Below are 18,914 nucleotides of genomic sequence, written 5' to 3'. Positions count from 1 at the left end.
CCTGATGAACCTGCGCGTCGCCGCCGCGCACACGGGCCGGCCACCGACGACCCGGCTCCTGCCCGACCCCGACGAGCCGACCCTGCTCGCCGCCGTATCACTGACCGGCCCTCCCGGCGACGAAGAAGACCTGAGCGCCCTGTACCCGGCCGTCCACACCCGGCACACCAGCCGGGCCCCGTTCGCCGAGACCGAGATACCCGAACCCGTGCGCACCACCCTCCGGGAGGCGGCCGGGGCGGAAGGTGTTTCGTTGTCCTTCGCCTCCGGGTGGCATCTGCAGACGGTGCTGGATCTGACCCTGGAGGCCGAGGCGCGCAACCTCACCGACTCGGGCAGCGCCGAGGACCTCACCCACTGGGCCCGGCTCTCCGAGCAGACGCCGCGGTCCGCCGCCGAAGGCGTACCGCCGTACGCCTTCGGCCCCCGCCGGCGCGGCGGCAAGGCCCCCGTACGGGACTTCGCGGGCGGCAAACCGATCCCCGGCCGCGAGAGCGCCGACTTCGAAAGCTCCCCGCAACTGGCGCTGCTGGCCACCCCCGGCGACACACCGAAAGACTGGCTGCGCACGGGCCAGGCCATGGAACGCGTCCTGCTGACCGCCACCCTCGAAGGACTGTCCAGCTCCTTCATCACCCAGGCCCTCGAATGGCCCGACCTGCGCTGGCCACTGCGCGACCCCATGGCAGGAGCGGGACACGTACACATGGTGCTGCGCCTCGGCTACGGCCCACCAGGCCCCAGAACACCACGCCGCCCCACCCGCCACACACTCGACATCCAGCCCTGACCACCTGCGCGCCGGGTATCGGCCATAGGGATCCGCCGGCGTCGGTGCATGAGAGGCGGCCCGAGGCGGGCCGAAGGACACTGTTGGCGACCGTCCGACCGGCCGTGGTGAGGTCCCGATGGTGTTTGGCCTGGCACGTCGTGAGCTGCGACCGCGAGTCCCGCTGCGCCCGGGCGAAGGAGAAAAGCACCACCTGACGAGCTTGGAGGGCCTGGCCGCGCTGTCGCTGGACGCGCTCAGCTCGGTGGCGTACGGCCCCGAGGCGATCGTGCTGGCACTGGTCGCGGCCGGAAGCGGCGCGCTGGCCGCCACGCTGCCCGTCACACTGGCCATCGTCCTTCTGCTCGTGGCGCTGGTGGTGTCGTATTCCCAGGTGATCGCCGTACACCCGGACGGCGGCGGGGCCTACGCCGTCGCCAAGAAGGACCTGGGGGTGACGCCCAGCCTGCTCGCCGCGGCCAGTCTGGTCGTCGACTATGTCCTCACCGTGGCGGTCAGCCTGGCAGCCGGCGCCGACGCGCTCGCGTCCGCCTTCCCCGCCCTCGCCCACGACAAGCTCGTGGTCACTCTGGCCGGGCTGGCCCTGCTGACGGCGGTGAACCTGCGGGGCGTCACCGAGAGCGCCCGGGTGCTGATGCTGCCGACCGTGCTGTTCATCATGGCCATCGCCGGAGTCATCGTCCTCGGTCTGCTCCGCCCGCATCCGGCGGCCGTCGTCGGCACCGAGCAGCCCCTTCACGTGCATGAGGCGCTCGGGGTCGTGCTGGTCCTGAAGGCGTTCTCGTCGGGCTGTTCGGCCCTGACGGGTGTGGAGGCCATCGCCAACGCCGTACCCACCTTCCGCACCCCGCGGGTCAGACGTGCCCAGCGCACCGAACTCATGCTCGGCGCGCTGCTGGGGCTGATGCTGATCGGCCTGGCCGTGCTGATCCACCGCGATCATGTGGCCCCACGGGGTGAGGTGACGATCCTGGCCCAGCTCACCGCCGGTGCCTACGGGGACGGCTGGGCCTACTACGCCACCAACCTGATCGTCACCCTGATCCTCCTCCTCGCCGCCAACACCAGCTTCGGCGGACTGCCGGTGCTCATGAGCCTGCTCGCCCGCGATCACCGCCTCCCGCACCTGTTCGGGCTGCGCGCCGAGCGGCCGGTCTACCGCTACGGTGTGGTCGCCCTGGCCCTGCTGGCCGCGGTGCTGCTCATCGCGGTCGACGCCGACACCCACCGGCTGATCCCGCTCTTCGCGATCGGCGTGTTCATCGGATTCACCCTCAGCCAGGTCGGTCTCGTACGGCACTGGGCGACCGACCAACCGGACGGGTGGTTGCCGCGGGCGCTGATCAACGGCACGGGGGCGCTGCTCACCACCCTGGCCGGTGTCATCCTCCTGACCACGAAGTTCCTGGAGGGCGCCTGGGTGGTCGTGATCGCCGTGCCACTGTTGATGTTGCTGTTCGCCCGTATCCAGCGCTACTACACGGAGGTCGGGAAGGAGCTGGAGCTCGGCCGCGTTCCGGCGGCGCCGGACCGTCGCGCGGCGAGCCTGGTGATCGTCCCGCTCGGCGAGGTCAGCAAGCTCGCCCGGCACGCGATCAGCGCCGCTCTCGCCCTGGGCGACGAAGTGGTCGCGGTCGCCGTCCAGGCCGACCCGGACAGGACACGGGCGCTGCGGGACGCCTGGGAGCGCTGGAACCCGGGCGTACGGCTCGATGTCATCGACAGCCCACACCGGTCCCTTGTGCAGCCCATCGTCGACTATGTGCAGCGCGCGGCCCAGGACGGGCGGCAGATCGCCGTCCTCATCCCCGAGGTGGAGCCCCGTCACCGCCGCTACGAGATCCTCCAGAACCAGCGCGGCCTGCTGCTCGCCACCGTCCTGCGGGCCCGTACGGACGTCGTGGTGTGCATGCTGCCGTACCGGCTCAGCATGTGAGGATGGCGAGCCCATATCCACTACGCGAAGTCAGTCGCCCGGGTGGGGCTGTATTCCCCTCATTCCCGTCGTCAGCACATCCACTGGCCAGCCACGTCCACGACGGTGAAGAGCAGGGAGCCGCGCTCGACCGGCATGACTCCAGCAGCAGCGGTACGCCCAGTTCCCGGGCCAGGGCGACGCCGCGCCGTCCGGCGGCTGGTTCGCGGACGCGGTGCGAAACGCCTCGGTGGCATTCATGGTGGCGCGCGGTCCGCTCGGGCGCGCCGTGCCTGCGTCGGATAACACCGTGGTGGACGTGTCCGGCGCCGGATCGCCGCCCCCTTCCCGGCCGACGGCGACGGCGGCCGCACGGTCGAGCAGGAGTTCCAGGTGGCGGCCGTTCGATGGGCGAGTCCGGGTTCCGGAGGAGCGCGGCGATCTCCGTGCCGTGCGCCAAGTCTGGTCGGCTGGGAGTCACGGGGGCTCCCTCGTCGTCCAAGGGGAAGCGGTATGCGCAGCGTCGGTACGGTCCTGGCTCTTGTCGTGCTCGCCACGTTGGTGGCGACCTTCGCCCGCCGATGGCGCATCCCCGCACCGTCCCTGCTGGTCGTCGCGGGCCTCGGCGTGGCGCTGTTGCCGGGCACCCCGCAGATCGAGATCAGTCCCGAGGTCATGGGGCTGGGACCGCCGACGGCACCTCGCAGGAGTCCGCCGACCTCTTCTACCGCCAGCTCCGTCGCGACCTGAGCAACATCAAGGCGGCCGAACTCCAGCGCCTGTACGACGAGCACCGCATCAGCGACACCACGCGCCGGCGCCTCCAGCGCTCCCTCGACCTGGAGGAGACCCGGCTGGCGGACGCGTAGCTCCAGCTCCGCGCCGAGCGTGGCGGTCAGGGCGCCCTACTGGAACGCCCCGGGCGCGGGGAGGCGGACCGGGACTCGCCCATGACGCTATGCCGCCCTCCCCCTTCTCGGGACGCCTCCTGACAGGATGCTGACGGGGATCGGGGAATCGCTGACGGAACGCTGACGCACTGGACGATGGCCGCTGACAGAGCCGTCAGAAGCACGCCAAGAAAGGGCCCGCGGGCTGTTCCGGAGCCCTGGCCCGGAGTGGGATGGGCGGGTTGCAAGGAGGATCGCCTGCGGGGACGACCTGCCGGATGTGAGGATCGGTGACGTGATGTCGGATTCGGACGCGCCCCGGACCGCTCGTGTGGTGGTAGGAGTGAGCGGTTCGCTGGGGAGTCACACCGCGCTGTACCTGGCCGCCGCCGAGGCCCGGCGCCGGGGGGCCGAACTGTGGCCGGTCCTCGCCTGGGAGCCGCCCGGCGGGGAACTCGCGGCGAACCGGACGGCGGCCACCTCCCCCAGTGCCCTCGACTGGCGGCGCCTTGCCCGGGAGAGGCTGCTCACCGCGCTCGACGACGTGTTCGGCGCCGCTGGTCCCGGAGTTCAGCTGCACGCCCTGGTTGCCTGTGGCGCCCCTGGCCGGGCGCTGGTGGGGATCGCCGACCGCGAGAACGACGTCCTGGTCGTCGGCGCCGGTCGGCGCGGCGGCCTGCGCCGCGCGCTCCGCCGCTCGGTCAGCCGCTACTGCCTCGCGCACGCGGCCTGTCCCGTCCTCGCGGTGCCGCCGTCCCCGCTGGAGGCCGAGCTGACGGCCGTCCATCGCCGCAACGCCTGGCGGCTGCGCCTGGACACCCGGGATCTGGGGGACGCGGCGAAGACCGTGCCGCCCGACGCCTGAGCCCTATCGGACGCCGGCTCTCAGGACGTGGCCGCGGCCGGAAGGCTGGGTTGCTCCGGCCGGCGCTCCGGTGCCGTCCGCACGCTGAGCACCATCGTGAGTCCACCGCCGGGCGTGTCCTCGGCGTGGAGGGTGCCTCCCTGGGCCTCGACGAACCCTCTCGCGACGGCGAGGCCCAAGCCGACGCCGGTACCGCGCGGGGAGTCCCCGTAGCGCTGGAAGGGTTCGAAGATACGGTCCTTCGCCTCGTCGGGCACGCCCGGCCCGCGGTCGACGACCCGCACCTCGACGCGGTCGGCCATGGCGCTGGCGGAGACCAGAACTCGTCGGTCGGGCGGGCTGTGCTTGACCGCGTTCTCGACGACATTGGCGACGGCGCGCTCCAGCAGGCCCTTGTCCACGTGGACCATGGGCAGGGTTTCCGGGATGTCGAGCTCCACGCTGCCCTCGGGCACGCCGCCGAGCGCCATCGGCACCACCTCGTCGAGGTCGGCCTCACGGATGACGGGGGTGACGGTGCCGGTCTGCAGGCGGGACATGTCCAGCAGATTGCCCACCAGGAGGTCGAGGCGGTCGGCGCCCTCCTCGATCGCCTCCAGCAGCTCCGCCTGGTCCTCTTCCGACCATGCGACGTCCTCGGAACGCAGAGAGGAGACGGCTGCTTTGATCCCGGCCAGCGGCGTACGGAGGTCGTGGCTGACGGCGGCGAGCAGTGCGGTGCGGATGCGGTTGCCCTCGGCCAGGTCCTTGGCCTGGTCGGCCTCCCCCTGCAGCCGCTGCCGGTCCAGGACGACCGCGGCCTGGGCGGCGAACGCGGCAAGCACCCGGCGGTCGGCGGCCGGCAGTACCCGGCCCGAGAGCGCCAGCGCCATGTGCTCGCTGACCGGTACGTCGACGTCCGCGTCCTCCGGGCACTGCGCGGGGTCCGCTCCGACGCTGCCCGCACAGGTCCAGGGGTCCACGTCGCTGTGGCGCTCCAGCAGGGCGACCGACTCCATGCCGAAGGTCTCCCTGACCCGCTCCAGCAGCGCGTCCAGGCTGGTCTCACCGCGCAGCACATTGCCCGTGAGGAAGGACAGGATCTCCGACTCGGCGCGCAGCCGGGACGCCTGGTGGGTGCGGCGGGCCGCCAGGTCCACCACCGAGGCCACCGACACGGCGACGCCGATGAAGACCGCGATGGCGACGATGTTCTTCGGGTCGGCGATGGTCAGGGTGTGGACGGGCGGCGTGAAGAACCAGTTGAGCAGCAGCGATCCCACTACCGCGGAGGCCAGGGCGGGCAGCAGTCCGCCCAGCAGCGCCGCCGCCACCGTCATCGCCAGGAACAGCAGCATGTCGTTGGCGAGGCCCATCTCGGGCACGACACCGTTGAGCAGCAGGGTGAGGAGGGCGGGGCCGAGCACGCCGGCGAGCCAGCCCCCGATGATCCGTGTCCGGCCGAGCCGCGCGCCCCGGGCGACCGGGAGGCCGCGGCCCTTGCCCGCCTCGTCGTGGGTGATCAGGTGGACGTCCAGGTCCGGCCCCGACTCACGGGCGACGGTGGCACCGACACCGGGGCCGAACACGTACTGCCAGCCCTTGCGCCGCGAGACGCCGAGCACGATCTGGGTGGCGTTGACTGCGCGTGCGAAGTCCAGCAGGCCTGCTGAGACGTCGTCGCCGACGACGTGGTGGAAGGTTCCGCCCAGGTCCTCCACGAGGGTGCGCTGGACGGCCAGTTCCTTCGGGGAGTTGGACGTGGAGGCGAGGCCGTCGCTGCGGGCGATGTAGACGGCCATCACCTCACCGCCGGCGCCCTTCTCGGCGAGTCGCGCGGCGCGCCGGATCAGGGTGCGGCCTTCCGGGCCGCCGGTCAGTCCGACGACGATCCGCTCGCGCGAGCCCCAGATCGCCCGGACCTTGTGCTCGCTGCGGTATTCGGTCAGGTACTCGTCCACCCGGTCGGCGACCCACAGCAGCGCCAGCTCGCGCAGCGCGGTCAGATTGCCGGGCCGGAAGTAGTTCGACAGCGCGGCGTCGACCTTGTCCGGCTTGTATATGTTGCCGTGCGCCATCCGGCGGCGCAGCGCCTCCGGGGACATGTCGACCAGCTCGACCTGGTCGGCGCGGCGTACCACCTCGTCGGGGACGGTCTCCTGTTGCCGAATGCCGGTGATGGACTCGACGACGTCACCCAGGGACTCCAGATGCTGGATGTTGACCGTGGAGATCACGTCGATGCCGGCCGCGAGCAGTTCCTCGACGTCCTGCCAGCGCTTGGCGTTGCGCGAGCCGGGGACGTTGGTGTGGGCGAGTTCGTCGACGAGGACGACCTGGGGGCGGCGGGCGAGGACGGCGTCGACGTCCATCTCGGTGAAGGTGCCGCCCCGGTACTCCAGCTCTTTGCGTGGCATCTGCTCCAGGCCGTGCAGCATCACCTCGGTGCGCGGCCGGTGGTGGTGCTCGACGAAGGCCACCACGCAGTCCGTGCCCCGCTCGACGCGGCGGTGCGCCTCGGACAGCATCGAGTAGGTCTTGCCGACGCCGGGCGCCGCGCCCAGGTAGATCCGAAACTTGCCGCGTGCCATCTTCGCGTTTCTGCTCTCGTCGTGGTCCGGTGCGGTGTCGGCAGTGGCCCGGGGCCGGGCTCATTCCTCGAAGCGGTAGCCCATCCCGGGCTCGGTGATGAGGTAGCGGGGGTGGGAGGGGTCGGCCTCCAGTTTGCGGCGCAGCTGGGCCATGTACACGCGCAGATAGTTGGTCTTGTTGCTCTGGGAGGCGCCCCAGACCTCCTGCAGGAGGTGCCGCTGGGTGACGAGGCGTCCGGGGTTCGTCACCAGGATCTCCAGCAAGTGCCATTCCGTCGGGGTCAGATGGACGTCCCGCCCGTCACGGTGTGCCTTCTTCGCGGTCAGGTCGACGGTGAAGTCGTCCGTCTTGACCAGCGTCGTCTCGGGTGCCGTCGGCCCTGCCTCGGTGCGGCGGACGGAGGCCCGCAGGCGGGCCAGCAGTTCGTCCATGCTGAACGGTTTGGTCATGTAGTCGTCGGCGCCCGCGTCCAGCGCCGCCACCTTCTCCTCGGACGCCCGCCTGGCGGACAGCACCAGAACCGGTACCGGGGTCCAGCCGCGCAGCGCCTTGATGACGTCGACACCGTCCATGTCCGGCAGGCCGAGGTCGAGGACCACCACGTCGGGTTGGTGCGAGGCCGCGAGCCGCAGAGCTGTGGTGCCGTCGGGCGCCGCGTCGACGTCGTAGTGGCGGGCCTGCAGGTTGATGACGAGCGCGCGGACGAGTTGGGGGTCGTCCTCCACGACCAGCACCCGGGTCATCGGTGTGCGCCTTTCCTGTTGTGCACGGGAGCGGAGCGGTCCACGGGGTGTTCACGGCGCGGGGAGCCGGCGATTCCGGAACATCTCCGGCCCCCCGACTCCCCGCGCCGTTCGATTAAGCCCCTCAACTCTTCGCCATGACTGCCTTGAGGGCGATGTTCAACTCGAGGACGTTCACCCGGGGCTCGCCGATGAAGCCGAGGGTGCGGCCTTCGACGTGGTCATTGACCAGCTTCTGTACCTGGGAGACGGACAGTTTGTTCTGCTGCGCGACGCGGTGGACCTGGAGGTCCGCGTAGTCACGGGAGATGTGCGGGTCCAGGCCCGAGCCGGAGGACGTCACCGCGTCGGCGGGCACATCGGATCGCTCGACCTTGTAGCCGGGCACCGAGTTGACATCGGCGACGGCGGTCTGGGCGTCATTCACCCACTGGATGAGATCCTCGTTGTCCCCGGAGCGGTTGGTGGCGCCGGAGAGGATGAGCTTGTACTGGGTGTTGACGCTGTTGCTGCCAAGGCCGTTCTGCGGGCGGCCCTGGAACCACTTCAGGTCCGGGTCCGGCGTTTCCTGGCCCTTCTTCAGCGGCAGGTTGTAGGACTGTCCGATCAGGGACGAGCCGACGACCTTCCCGTCCGCCTTGATCTCGGAGCCGTTCGCCTTGTCGCTGAACAGGCCCTGGGCGATGCCGGTGATGACCAGCGGGTAGATGACGCCCGTCACCAGGGTCAGCACGAGGAGGGCGCGCAGGCCCGCGCCGAGCAACCGAGCAGTGTTCGTGAGGGAGTTGTTCATGTCCTTCACCCGATCCCAGGGATGAGCGAGATGAGCAGGTCGATGATCTTGATCCCGACGAAGGGCGCGACAAGACCGCCGAGGCCGTAGATGGTGAGGTTGCGGCGGAGCATCTTGTCGGCGCTGACCGGGCGGTACTGCACACCGCGCAGGGCGAGCGGCACCAACGCGATGATGATCAGCGCGTTGAAGATGACCGCGGACAGGATCGCGGAGTCGGGCGAGGACAGACCCATGATGTTGAGCTTGTCCAGACCCGGGTAGACCGCCGCGAACAGGGCCGGGATGATCGCGAAGTACTTGGCGACGTCGTTGGCGATGGAGAACGTCGTCAAGGCGCCCCGGGTGATGAGGAGCTGCTTGCCGATCTCGACGATCTCGATGAGCTTGGTCGGGTTCGAGTCGAGGTCGACCATGTTGCCGGCCTCCTTGGCGGCCGACGTACCGGTGTTCATCGCCACGCCGACATCCGCCTGTGCCAGCGCGGGCGCGTCGTTGGTGCCGTCACCGGTCATCGCGACCAGTTTGCCGCCCGCCTGCTCACGCTTGATGAGCGCCATCTTGTCCTCGGGCGTGGCCTCGGCGAGGAAGTCGTCGACCCCCGCCTCCTCGGCGATCGCCTTGGCCGTCAGCGGGTTGTCACCCGTGATCATGACGGTCTTGATGCCCATGCGGCGCAGCTCGTCGAACCGCTCCCGCATGCCCTCCTTGACGACGTCCTTGAGGTGGATGACGCCGAGGATCCGGGCACCCTGATCGTCATGGACCGCGACCAGCAGCGGCGTACCGCCCGCCTCGGAGATCCGGTTGGCGATCTCGTCCGCGTCCTGCGCGACCGTACCGCCCTGCTGCTGGACCCAGGCGATCACCGAACCGGCCGCGCCCTTGCGGACCTTCCTGCCGTCGACGTCGACGCCCGACATACGGGTCTGGGCGGTGAAGGCCACCCACTCGGCGTCGGCCAGCTCGCCCTGGTGCCGCTCGCGCAGCCCGTACTTCTCCTTCGCGAGGACGACGATGGAACGGCCCTCGGGCGTCTCGTCGGCCAGCGACGAGAGCTGCGCGGCGTCCGCGACCTCGGCCTCCGTGGTGCCGCGCACCGGCACGAACTCCGACGCCTGGCGGTTGCCGAGCGTGATGGTGCCGGTCTTGTCGAGCAGCAGGGTGGACACGTCGCCGGCGGCCTCGACGGCACGCCCGGACATGGCGAGCACATTGCGCTGGACCAGGCGGTCCATGCCGGCGATGCCGATCGCGGAGAGCAGCGCGCCGATCGTGGTCGGTATCAGGCAGACCAGCAGGGCCACCAGCACGACCATGGTCAGGTGCTTATGCGCGTACTCGGCGAACGGCGGCAGCGTGGCGCACGCGAGGAGGAACACGATCGTCAGAGACGCGAGCAGGATGTTCAGCGCGATCTCGTTGGGCGTCTTCTGCCGGGCCGCGCCCTCGACGAGGTTGATCATCCGGTCGATGAAAGTCTCGCCCGGCTTCGTCGTGATCTTGATGACGATGCGGTCGGAGAGCACCTTCGTCCCGCCGGTGACGGCGCTGCGGTCGCCGCCCGATTCGCGAATGACGGGTGCCGACTCGCCGGTGATGGCCGACTCGTCCACCGAGGCGACGCCCTCGACGACGTCACCGTCGCCGGGGATGATGTCGCCCGCCTCGCAGACGACCAGGTCGCCTATCTTCAGCTCGGTGCCCGGCACACGCTCTTCCGCGGCACCGCTGAGCCGGCGCGCGACCGTATCGGTCTTCGCCTTGCGCAGGGTGTCGGCCTGCGCCTTGCCGCGGCCCTCGGCGACCGCCTCCGCGAGGTTCGCGAAGATCACCGTCAGCCACAGCCAGGCGCTGATCGCCCAGCCGAACCAGTCGGTCGGGTCCTTGAAGGAGAAGATGGTCGTCAGGACCGAGCCGACCAGCACCACGAACATAACGGGCGACTTGACCATCACCCGCGGGTCGAGCTTGCGGAAGGCGTCCGGCAGCGACTTGAGGAGCTGACCGGGGTCGAACAGGCCCGCGCCGACACGGCCCTCGGCGGGCCTGTGGCCGGTGGGTACGTCGCTGTGCGGCGCCCGGGTCGGAGTGGCTGTGGACATCGGTTCCTCGTGTTTCTTCATGTCCGTGGTCATGACGCCATCCCCTCGGCGAGCGGCCCCAGCGCGAGCGCCGGGAAGTACGTCAGACCGGTGATGATCAGAATCGCCCCCACCAGCAGGCCGGTGAACAGCGGCTTCTCGGTGCGCAGAGTGCCCGCGGTGGCCGGTACGGGCTTCTGCTCCGCCAGCGAGCCCGCCAGCGCCAGCACGAACACCATCGGCACGAACCGGCCGAGCAGCATCGCCAGACCGATCGTGGTGTTGAACCACTGCGTGTCGGCGTTCAGACCGGCGAAGGCCGAACCGTTGTTGTTGGCACCAGAGGTGTAGGCGTAAAGGATCTCGGAGAAGCCATGTGCCCCGCTGTTCGTCATGGAGTTCTGCGGGGTCGGCAGCGCCATCGCCGCGGCCGTGAAGATGAGCACCAGGGCCGGGGTGACGAGGATGTACATGGCCGCGAGCTTGATCTCGCGGGTGCCGATCTTCTTGCCCAGGTACTCGGGCGTACGGCCGACCATCAGACCCGCGATGAACACCGCGATGATCGCCATGATCAGCATGCCGTAGAGGCCGGACCCCACACCACCGGGCGCGATCTCGCCCAGCATCATGCCGAGCATGGTGATGCCGCCGCCCAGGCCGGTGAACGAGGAGTGGAAGGAGTCCACCGCACCGGTCGAAGTGAGCGTGGTCGCCACCGCGAAGATCGACGAGCCGCCGACGCCGAAGCGGACCTCCTTGCCCTCCATGGCCCCGCCGGCGATCTCGAACGCCGGGCCGTGGTGGGAGAACTCCGTCCACATCATCAGCGCCGTGAAGCCGATCCAGATCGTGGCCATCGTGGCGAGGATGGCGTACCCCTGCTTCACCGAGCCGACCAGAACGCCGAATGTCCGGGTCAGCGAGAGCGGGATCACCAGGATCAGGAAGATCTCGAAGAGGTTCGTGAACGGGATGGGGTTCTCGAACGGGTGGGCACTGTTGGCGTTGAAGATGCCGCCACCGTTGGTGCCCACCTCCTTGATGGCCTCCGTCGAGGCGACCGCGCCACCGTTCCACTGCTGCGAACCGCCCATGAACTGGCCGACCTCATGGATACCGGAGAAGTTCTGGATCGCGCCGCACGCCACCAGGACGACCGCCGCGATCGCGGCGACCGGCACCAGGATGCGGACCGTGCCGCGCACCAGGTCGGCCCAGAAGTTGCCGAGCTCACCGGTGCGCGCGCGGGCGAAGCCCCGCACCAGCGCCACGGCCACCGCGATGCCCACCGCGGCCGAGACGAAGTTCTGCACGGCCAGACCGGCGGTCTGTACGACGTGGCCCATGGCCTGCTCGCCGTAGTACGACTGCCAGTTGGTGTTGGTCACGAACGACGCGGCCGTGTTGAACGCCTGGTCCGGGTCGATGGAGGCGAAGCCGAGCGAACCGGGCAGCGCGCCCTGCACCCGCTGCAGCAGGTACAGGAACAGGACACCGACCGCGGAGAACGCCAGCACACCGCGCAGGTACGCGGGCCAGCGCATCTCCGTGTCGGGGTTGGCGCCGATCCCCTTGTAGATCCACTTCTCGACACGCCAGTGCTTGTCGGAGGAGTAGACCCCGGCCATGTAGTTGCCGAGGGGTACGTAGACGAGCGCCAGCGCCGCGATGAGGGCGAGCAGCTGGAGCACGCCGGCGAGAACGGGACTCATGACGGGGCTCAGAACCTCTCCGGGAAGATCAGGGCGAGGACGAGATAGCCCAGCAGGGCAACGGCCACGACGAGGCCGACGACATTCTCGGCGGTCACAGCTTCGTCACCCCCTTGGCGACGAGAGCCACAAGCGCGAACACCGCGATCGTGGTGACGACGAAGGCCATGTCGGCCATCGCGAGCTCCTAGTGAGGTTCGAATGAGAATCTGACGAGATGAGGAAAGCGCCTTTGTGGCTGGTTTCGGCCGTCGTTGACGGCTCCCTTACGGCCGCACGTCGTCCCTTGACGCATCTCTTACGGCCGTTCGCCGAACGCCCTCAGGACAGCCGAAACCGCAGCCGGCAGATCACCGCCCGCGTCTCGCGCCGCACCGCGTGGGCCACCACGGCACCCCGCTGGTTCTGCAGCAGCCGCTGCCACAGCCGCTCCGGCTCCACCTCGGGGATGAGGACCGTGACCCGGGTACCGGGCTCGGCGGCGGCCGTCTCCCGCACATACGCGGCGATGGGCCGGCCCAGGGTGCGGCGCTCGGAGGCCAGGGGGATGAGCGGGACTCCGGGGTTCCACTCGGCCCAGGCGCGCTCCAGGGCGTGGGTCTGTGCCCGGTCCTCGGCGTCCGGATAGCACACGGTGACCGCCCGCACCTCGTCGCCGAGGGAGGCCGCCGCGTTCAGCGCCTCGCAGGTCAGCCGGGACAGGCCGGACACCGGCACGATGACCACGGACCGGTCGCGGTGCGGCGGCTCCGGGATGCGGCCGAGCCCCAGCCGCTCCCCGATCCGGGCGTAGGCCCGGTGTACGGTCTCGAAGGCCACCACGAACAGCGGCAGGGCGATCACGATCAGCCAGGCGCCCTCCTGGAACTTGGTCGCCGTGACCACGACCGCCGAGACCCCGGTGAGCACGGCGCCCAGGCCGTTCAGCACCGCCTTCCCCCGCCACCTGGCGCCGCGCTCCCCGCGCCAGTGCCGCACCATGCCGACCTGGGCGATCGTGAAGCCGACGAAGACACCGATCGCGAACAGCGGCACGAGTGTGTTGGTGTCGCCGCCGGAGAAGACCAGCAGCCCGGCCGAGACCAGAGCCAGGGCCAGCACACCGTGCCGGTGGACCTGTCGGTCGGCCTTCAGGGCGAACACATGCGGCAGGTAATTGTCCCGTGCCAGCAGCTTCAGCAGCACCGGCAGGCCGCCGAAGGACGTGTTCGCGGACAGGGCCAGCAGGATCATCGTGGCGAACTGGATGACATAGAAGCCCCAGTTGTGGCCGAGGGAGGCGTCCGCGAGCTGGGCGAGGACTGTAACGCCCTCGACCGGCTGGAGGTGGAAGCGGGAGATCAGCACCGACAGGCCGATCAGCATCACGCCGAGCACGGCGCCGAGAGCCACCTCCGCCAGCTGGGCCCGCTTGACGCGCGGAACCCGGAAGGAGGGGACGGCGTTCGCGATGGCCTCGACGCCCGTCAGGGCGCTGCACCCCGAGGCGAAAGCTTTCAGCAGGAGGAGGGCGCCGACGGTCGTGGCGTTGTCGGCGAGCACGGAGACATGACCGGCCGCGGCCTCGGTGCTGACCGGCGCGGACCGGAACAGGCCGATCACGATCAGGACGAGAATCGAGCAGACGAAGACCACGGTGGGCACGATGAACGCCCTCGCCGACTCCACGATCCCCCGCAGGTTCACGCCCGTGATCAGCACGAGCACGGCCAGGCACAGCCACAGCCGGTCGTCGTACAGCGCGGGGAAGGCCGACGTCAGCGCCGCGACACCGGCGGTGACGGCCACGGCCACGTTCAGCACGTAGTCGAGGACCAGTGAGGCGGCCGCCACCAGACTCGTACGGCGCCCCAGGTGGGTCCTGGCCACGGCGTACGAACCGCCGCCGTCCGGGAACGCCGCGATCACCTGCCGGTACGAGGCGACCAGCACCGCCAGCAGCCCCGCGATGGCGAGGGTCACCGGCAGCGTGAATCCGAGGCCGTGCGCACCCGCGGCGGCCAGGACCAGGACGATCGCCTCGGGCCCGTAGGCCACTGACGCCATCGCGTCCAGGGACAGTGCGGCGAGCCCCGTGACAGCGGTCAGCCGATGCCGTTCGCCGGTATCCGGCGGCTCCTCGTCGGCGGGGGTCGCGCCGGGTTCTGTGGTCAGGACGGACATGGGCGGGGTACTCCTCAGCCGGGGTCGGGGACTGGCACACCCGGGGAAGGGTGGTGCGCTGGTCCGCCCAGGTTCTGACCTTTTCCGGCCACCGCCGACCGTTCCTTGCGCGTTCTTCGCGCCCGAGCCGCCGGCTTTGACGCATCCCTGACGCGCGTGTGGCACGCATCACGAGATGGCGGCGGGGCGGGCATCCACGGCCCTGCCAGAGACACACCGCTACCAGGGGCACACCGCCACCGGAAGTACACCGCCGGGAGTACACCGCTACCGGGAGTACACCGTCCGCTCCGCGAACGGCAGGGAGAGCACCATCGTCAGGCCGCCGCCGGGAGTGTCCTCCGGTACGAGCGTGCCGTCCATCGCCTCGGTCAGGCCCTTGGACAGAGCCAGCCCCAGCCCGAGTCCGGTGGTGTTGTCGGTGTCGCCCAGCCGCTGGAACGGTTCGAAGATCCGCTCCCGGCCGGTCTGCGGCAGGCCGGGCCCGCGGTCGACGACACGCACCTCGACCCGGCCCGCGTGGGCGCTGGCGGTCAGGGCGACCTGCCCACCGGGCGGGGAGTGGCGGGCCGCGTTTCCGACGAGATTGGCGATCACGCGCTCCAGCAGGGGCGGGTCGGCCATGACGGCGGGGATCTCCTCCAGGTCCCGCACCTCGACGTCGGGGATGTCGGCCAGCGCCGCCGGCAGGACCTCTTCGAGCGTGGTGGCGCGCAGGTCGAGGGTGAGGACGCCGGCCTGGAGGCGGCTGAGGTCCAGCAGGTTCTCCACCAGCCGATTGAGCTTGGCCAGGGACTCGTCGGCGGTGGCGAGGAGTTCGTCGCGGTCCTCGTCCGAGAACTCCACGTCCCGGCTGCGCAGCGAGGTCACGGCCGCCCAGCCCGCGGCGAGCGGCGTGCGCAGATCGTGCCCGACGGCCCGCAGCAGTGCCGTACGCATCCGGTCGGCGGCCTTGACCGGCTCTATCTCGGCCGCGGCCTCGGCGAGCCGGGTCCGCTCGACGGCGGAGCCGACGTGCGCGGCGAACGCGGCCAGCACCCGCCGTCCGGACGACGGGAGGGTACGGCCGCGCAGCACCAGGAAGGCACCGGGACCCGCGGGCACGACGGTCACGCCCTCCTCGTCGGGCGTCTGCTCATGGTGGACGAGGTCCGCCGACTCCATGCCGAAGGTCTCCCGCGTACGCTCCAGCAGCGCCGGAATCGTCGCCCCGCCCCGCACGATCGTCCCGGCCAGGGACGACATGGTCTCCGCCTCCGCGGTGGCGCGGGCCGAGCGTCGCGAGAGCCGCAGGGACCGGTCGACCACGCCCGCGACGGTGGCGGCCACGATCGCGAACACGCCGAGCGCCACCAGGGCGTCGGCGTTGTCGAGGGTGAAGGCACCGATCGGCGGGATGAACCAGTAGTTCAGCAGCAAGGACGCCGTCACCGACGCGATCACCGCCGAGGCCACCCCGCCGATGCAGGCCACGCCCACCACCGTGAGCAGGAACAGCAGCGCCTCACTGGTGAGGTTGAACGTGCCGCGCGCCCGGTCCAGGAGAACGGTGAGCAGCACCGGCAGGACCAGGCCGGCCACCGGGCCCGCGACACGGCGGACCAGGCTGAGCGTCCTGCGCCGGGACGGCAGCAGCATGCCGCGTCCGGCCCGCTCATGGGTGACCATGTGGACGTCGATGTCCCCGGACATCCCGACCACCGTCTCGCCGGTGCCGCACCCGCCGAGGAACCGTTCGATCCGTCCGCGCCGGCTGGTGCCCAGCACCAGCTGGGTGGCGTGCTCGGCCCGGGCGAACTCGACCAGAGCGGTGCCCACGTCGTCACCGACCACCGAGTGGTAGCTGCCGCCGAGGTCCTCCACCAGCCGCCGCTGCCGGGCGAGCGAGGCGTGCGACGAGCCGACGGCGAGCCCATCGCTGCGGGTGACGTGCACGGCGAGCAGATCACCGCCCGCGGACCGATCGGCGATCCGGGCCGCCCGCCGGATCAGGGTGTCCCCCTCGGGCCCGCCGGTGAGCGCGACGACCACCCGCTCCCGGGTCTCCCACACCCTGCCGATCCCATGCTCGGTGCGGTACATCTGCAGCGCCTCGTCGACCTGGTCGGCCACCCACAGCAGGGCGAGTTGCCGCAGGGCGGTCAGGTTTCCGGGCCGGAAGTAGTTGGCGAGAGCGGCGTCGACCTTCTCGGGGGCGTAGATGTTGCCGTGCGCCATGCGACGGCGCAGCCCCTCGGGCTCCATGTCCACCAGCTCGATCTGCTGGGCCCGCCGGACGACCTCGTCGGGGACCGTCTCGCCCTGCGGCACCCTGGTGATCTTCTCGACGACATCGTTGAGGGATGCCAGATGCTGGATGTTGACCGCGGTGATGACGTCGACGCCCGCGGCGAGCAGTTCCTCGACGTCCTGCCAGCGCTTGGAGTTGTGGCCACCGGGGACGTTGCTGTGCGCGAACTCGTCCACGATCGCGACCTGAGGGCGGCGCGCGAGCACCGCGGCGAGATCCATCTCCTGGAACTTCCCGCCGCGGTAGTCGCAGTGGGCGCGCGGCACGACCTCCAGGCCGTCGAGCATCGCCTCCGTGCGGGGCCGGCCGTGGCACTCCACGAACCCGACCACCACGTCGGCGCCACGCGACGCCCGGCGGCGTCCCTCGTCGAGCATGCGATACGTCTTGCCCACGCCGGGGGCCGCCCCGAGATAGACCTTGAGCCGTCCGGGCCGTACGTCATTCATCAGCCCTCAGCAAAGCGCCGGTTCGCGCGCCGGACATGGATCTTGACGCTTCTCTTGCGCGGCTCATGGAGAGCTTGACACCGCCTTGACGAAGCCGGGCCGGCCACGGGGGGGACGGAACGACATGTGCGGGACGGCCCGGGCGGCGGCCCGGTCGGCCCGCCGCCGAGTCCCGCTCGGCCGCCTCGTCGTGCCGCGCGCTGTGCGGAAGCAGTTGCGTCCCTGTCCCTCTGACGCGCTGTCCGCATCCCCCCGGGGCGCCGTGACCCACAGTCCGGCGCCCCGCCCCTTTTTTTCGTGCCCACACGCCGGCCACCCCCCACCGGGGCCGTGCCGCGTGCCCGCATCCCCGGATTGGACCATGTCAACCCCGGCCGCGGCCGGCGGCGCGTCTACTCCAACCCGGATGCCCTGAGCACGTCCCGGGCCGTTTCCCCGTCGATGCGCTCCCCCAGCAGCCGCAGGGTGCTCTCCCCATGCCGCAGGGTGCCGCGCTCGCGCGAGCGGCGGGCCCCGGCGTCCAGCCGGTGCCACAGCAGTGGATTGGCGACCAGGATTCTGGGGTCGAAGGCCACCGAACCGCCGTACGCGTCCCGCAGGACGAGGCGGGTGGCGATGCTGCCGTCCTGCCGCACCGCGACCAGGGCGTCGGTGCACACCCGGCGCTCGCGTACCAGGCCGCGCACGGCGAGCCAGCCGTCGCCCGCGCTCACCCGTGGCGGGCGCAGCACGGTGAACAGCAGCACGCCCAGCACGGCCCACAGGTCGGCGCGCCCCACGGTGAGACCGCCCGAACCCCAGTCGAGCAGGAGCGTCAGCCCAGCGAACCCCAACGCGCAGAGTCCCGCGCTCCGGGCGTCCGGCCGCCAGTGTCGGTCACCGGTGGCGCCGTCGGGCCCTGGTCGCCCGGCGCGCCATCCGCCGGGCGTCCTGGCGGACCGGGGTGTTCGCCGTTCCATACGGATCACGTTAGGCACGGCGCGCGGCGGTGGGCCCGGGCGTGTACCGGCCCTGACGCCGTCCTGACGCCGCGGCGCTCATCCTTGACACGGCGCTGATGCCCGGGTCCTTGTACCCGGCCCCGTCGGCCCTGCTACTGAGCCGGTCCGGAGGAGTTCTCCGGACCCGGCCCGGGGGAAGGGTCGCCGTTGCCGTCCTTGGTGCCGTCCTTGGTGCCGTCCTTGGTGCCGTCCTTGGTGCCGTCCTTGGTGTCGTTTCTGGTGCCTTCCCCGTTGTCGCCGGCGTTGTCGTCGCCGTCTCCGAGACGGCGCGCGGCCCGGTCGAAGTACCGCAGAAGCTCCACCGGGAACGGCATGACGAGCGTGGAGTTCTTCTCCGCGGCCACCTCCACCACGGTCTGCAGCAGGCGCAGCTGCATCGCTTCCGGTGTGTCGGACATGATCCGGGAGGCGTTCGCCAGCTGCCGGGCGGCCTGGAACTCGCCGTCCGCGGTGATGACCCGGGCGCGCCGCTCGCGCTCCGCTTCCGCCTGGCGCGACATCGAGCGCTTCAGGGACTCCGGCAGCTGTACGTCCTTGATCTCGACCCGGTCGATATGCACGCCCCAGCCGGCCGCAGGGCTGTCGATCATCACTGCCAGCCCCTCGTGCAGCCGTTCCCGGTCCGACAGCAGATCGTCCAGGTCG

14 protein-coding genes are annotated in these 18,914 nt (G+C 70.7%); 4 read left to right on the top strand and 10 right to left on the bottom strand.

The window, feature by feature from the left end:
* From CCN51_RS07760 to CCN51_RS07745, 4 genes are all read left to right on the top strand, one after another.
* Nucleotides 1-790, top strand: a 790-nt coding sequence (locus CCN51_RS07760; RefSeq protein ID WP_086859392.1) for an Acg family FMN-binding oxidoreductase, incomplete at its 5' end; no start/stop codon positions are given.
* A gap of 118 nt (nucleotides 791-908) precedes the next feature.
* Entirely contained in the window at nucleotides 909-2,726 is a 1,818-nt protein-coding gene (locus CCN51_RS07755; RefSeq protein WP_043485957.1) for an APC family permease, read from the top strand.
* Between the two features lie 492 nt (nucleotides 2,727-3,218).
* Nucleotides 3,219-3,455: a hypothetical protein gene (locus tag CCN51_RS07750; RefSeq protein ID WP_014172889.1), complete on the top strand. Its 237-nt coding sequence runs from the start codon at nucleotides 3,219-3,221 to the stop codon at nucleotides 3,453-3,455.
* Between the two features lie 438 nt (nucleotides 3,456-3,893).
* Nucleotides 3,894-4,460, top strand: coding sequence for a universal stress protein (locus CCN51_RS07745; RefSeq protein WP_043488532.1), 567 nt, complete (start codon nucleotides 3,894-3,896; stop codon nucleotides 4,458-4,460).
* Between the two features lie 20 nt (nucleotides 4,461-4,480).
* On the opposite strand, the gene CCN51_RS07740 is transcribed toward CCN51_RS07745, so the two are convergent.
* The 10 genes from CCN51_RS07740 to CCN51_RS57035 form a co-directional block, all read right to left on the bottom strand.
* Complete coding sequence (locus CCN51_RS07740; RefSeq protein WP_014172891.1) at nucleotides 4,481-7,030, bottom strand: sensor histidine kinase; 2,550 nt, start codon at nucleotides 7,028-7,030, stop codon at nucleotides 4,481-4,483.
* 60 nt (nucleotides 7,031-7,090) lie between these two features.
* Nucleotides 7,091-7,774 carry a response regulator gene (locus tag CCN51_RS07735; RefSeq protein WP_014172892.1) on the bottom strand — a complete coding sequence of 228 codons (684 nt, stop codon included), beginning with the start codon at nucleotides 7,772-7,774 and terminating at the stop codon, nucleotides 7,091-7,093.
* A 124-nt stretch (nucleotides 7,775-7,898) separates the two neighbouring features.
* Nucleotides 7,899-8,567 (bottom strand): potassium-transporting ATPase subunit C, encoded by a 669-nt coding sequence (locus CCN51_RS07730; protein WP_014172893.1) that lies wholly within the window; start codon nucleotides 8,565-8,567, stop codon nucleotides 7,899-7,901.
* Nucleotides 8,568-8,572: 5 nt separating this feature from the next.
* Nucleotides 8,573-10,705 (bottom strand): potassium-transporting ATPase subunit KdpB, encoded by a 2,133-nt coding sequence (gene kdpB / locus CCN51_RS07725; RefSeq protein WP_014172894.1) that lies wholly within the window; start codon nucleotides 10,703-10,705, stop codon nucleotides 8,573-8,575.
* Nucleotides 10,702-12,366 (bottom strand): potassium-transporting ATPase subunit KdpA, encoded by a 1,665-nt coding sequence (gene kdpA, locus CCN51_RS07720; RefSeq protein ID WP_014172895.1) that lies wholly within the window; start codon nucleotides 12,364-12,366, stop codon nucleotides 10,702-10,704. Before kdpA ends, kdpB begins: the two co-directional genes overlap by 4 nt.
* Nucleotides 12,367-12,374: 8 nt before the next feature.
* Nucleotides 12,375-12,464, bottom strand: coding sequence for a K(+)-transporting ATPase subunit F (kdpF, locus tag CCN51_RS07715; RefSeq protein WP_009326374.1), 90 nt, complete (start codon nucleotides 12,462-12,464; stop codon nucleotides 12,375-12,377).
* A gap of 223 nt (nucleotides 12,465-12,687) precedes the next feature.
* Complete coding sequence (locus tag CCN51_RS07710) at nucleotides 12,688-14,529, bottom strand: APC family permease (RefSeq protein ID WP_014172896.1); 1,842 nt, start codon at nucleotides 14,527-14,529, stop codon at nucleotides 12,688-12,690.
* A gap of 267 nt (nucleotides 14,530-14,796) precedes the next feature.
* Entirely contained in the window at nucleotides 14,797-17,268 is a 2,472-nt protein-coding gene (locus CCN51_RS07705; protein ID WP_086859390.1) for an ATP-binding protein, read from the bottom strand.
* Nucleotides 17,269-17,660: 392 nt separating this feature from the next.
* Entirely contained in the window at nucleotides 17,661-18,227 is a 567-nt protein-coding gene (locus CCN51_RS07700) for a hypothetical protein (protein WP_055413829.1), read from the bottom strand.
* Between the two features lie 134 nt (nucleotides 18,228-18,361).
* On the bottom strand, nucleotides 18,362-18,914 hold a 553-nt coding region (locus CCN51_RS57035), incomplete at its 5' end, for an SPFH domain-containing protein (protein WP_245881585.1).

The organism is Streptomyces milbemycinicus (assembly GCF_002154605.1).
In the GTDB taxonomy this organism is placed as follows: domain Bacteria; phylum Actinomycetota; class Actinomycetes; order Streptomycetales; family Streptomycetaceae; genus Streptomyces; species Streptomyces milbemycinicus.
The sequence above is the reverse complement of the archived record's forward strand: the minus strand, read 5'-3'. Positions and strand labels throughout refer to the sequence as shown.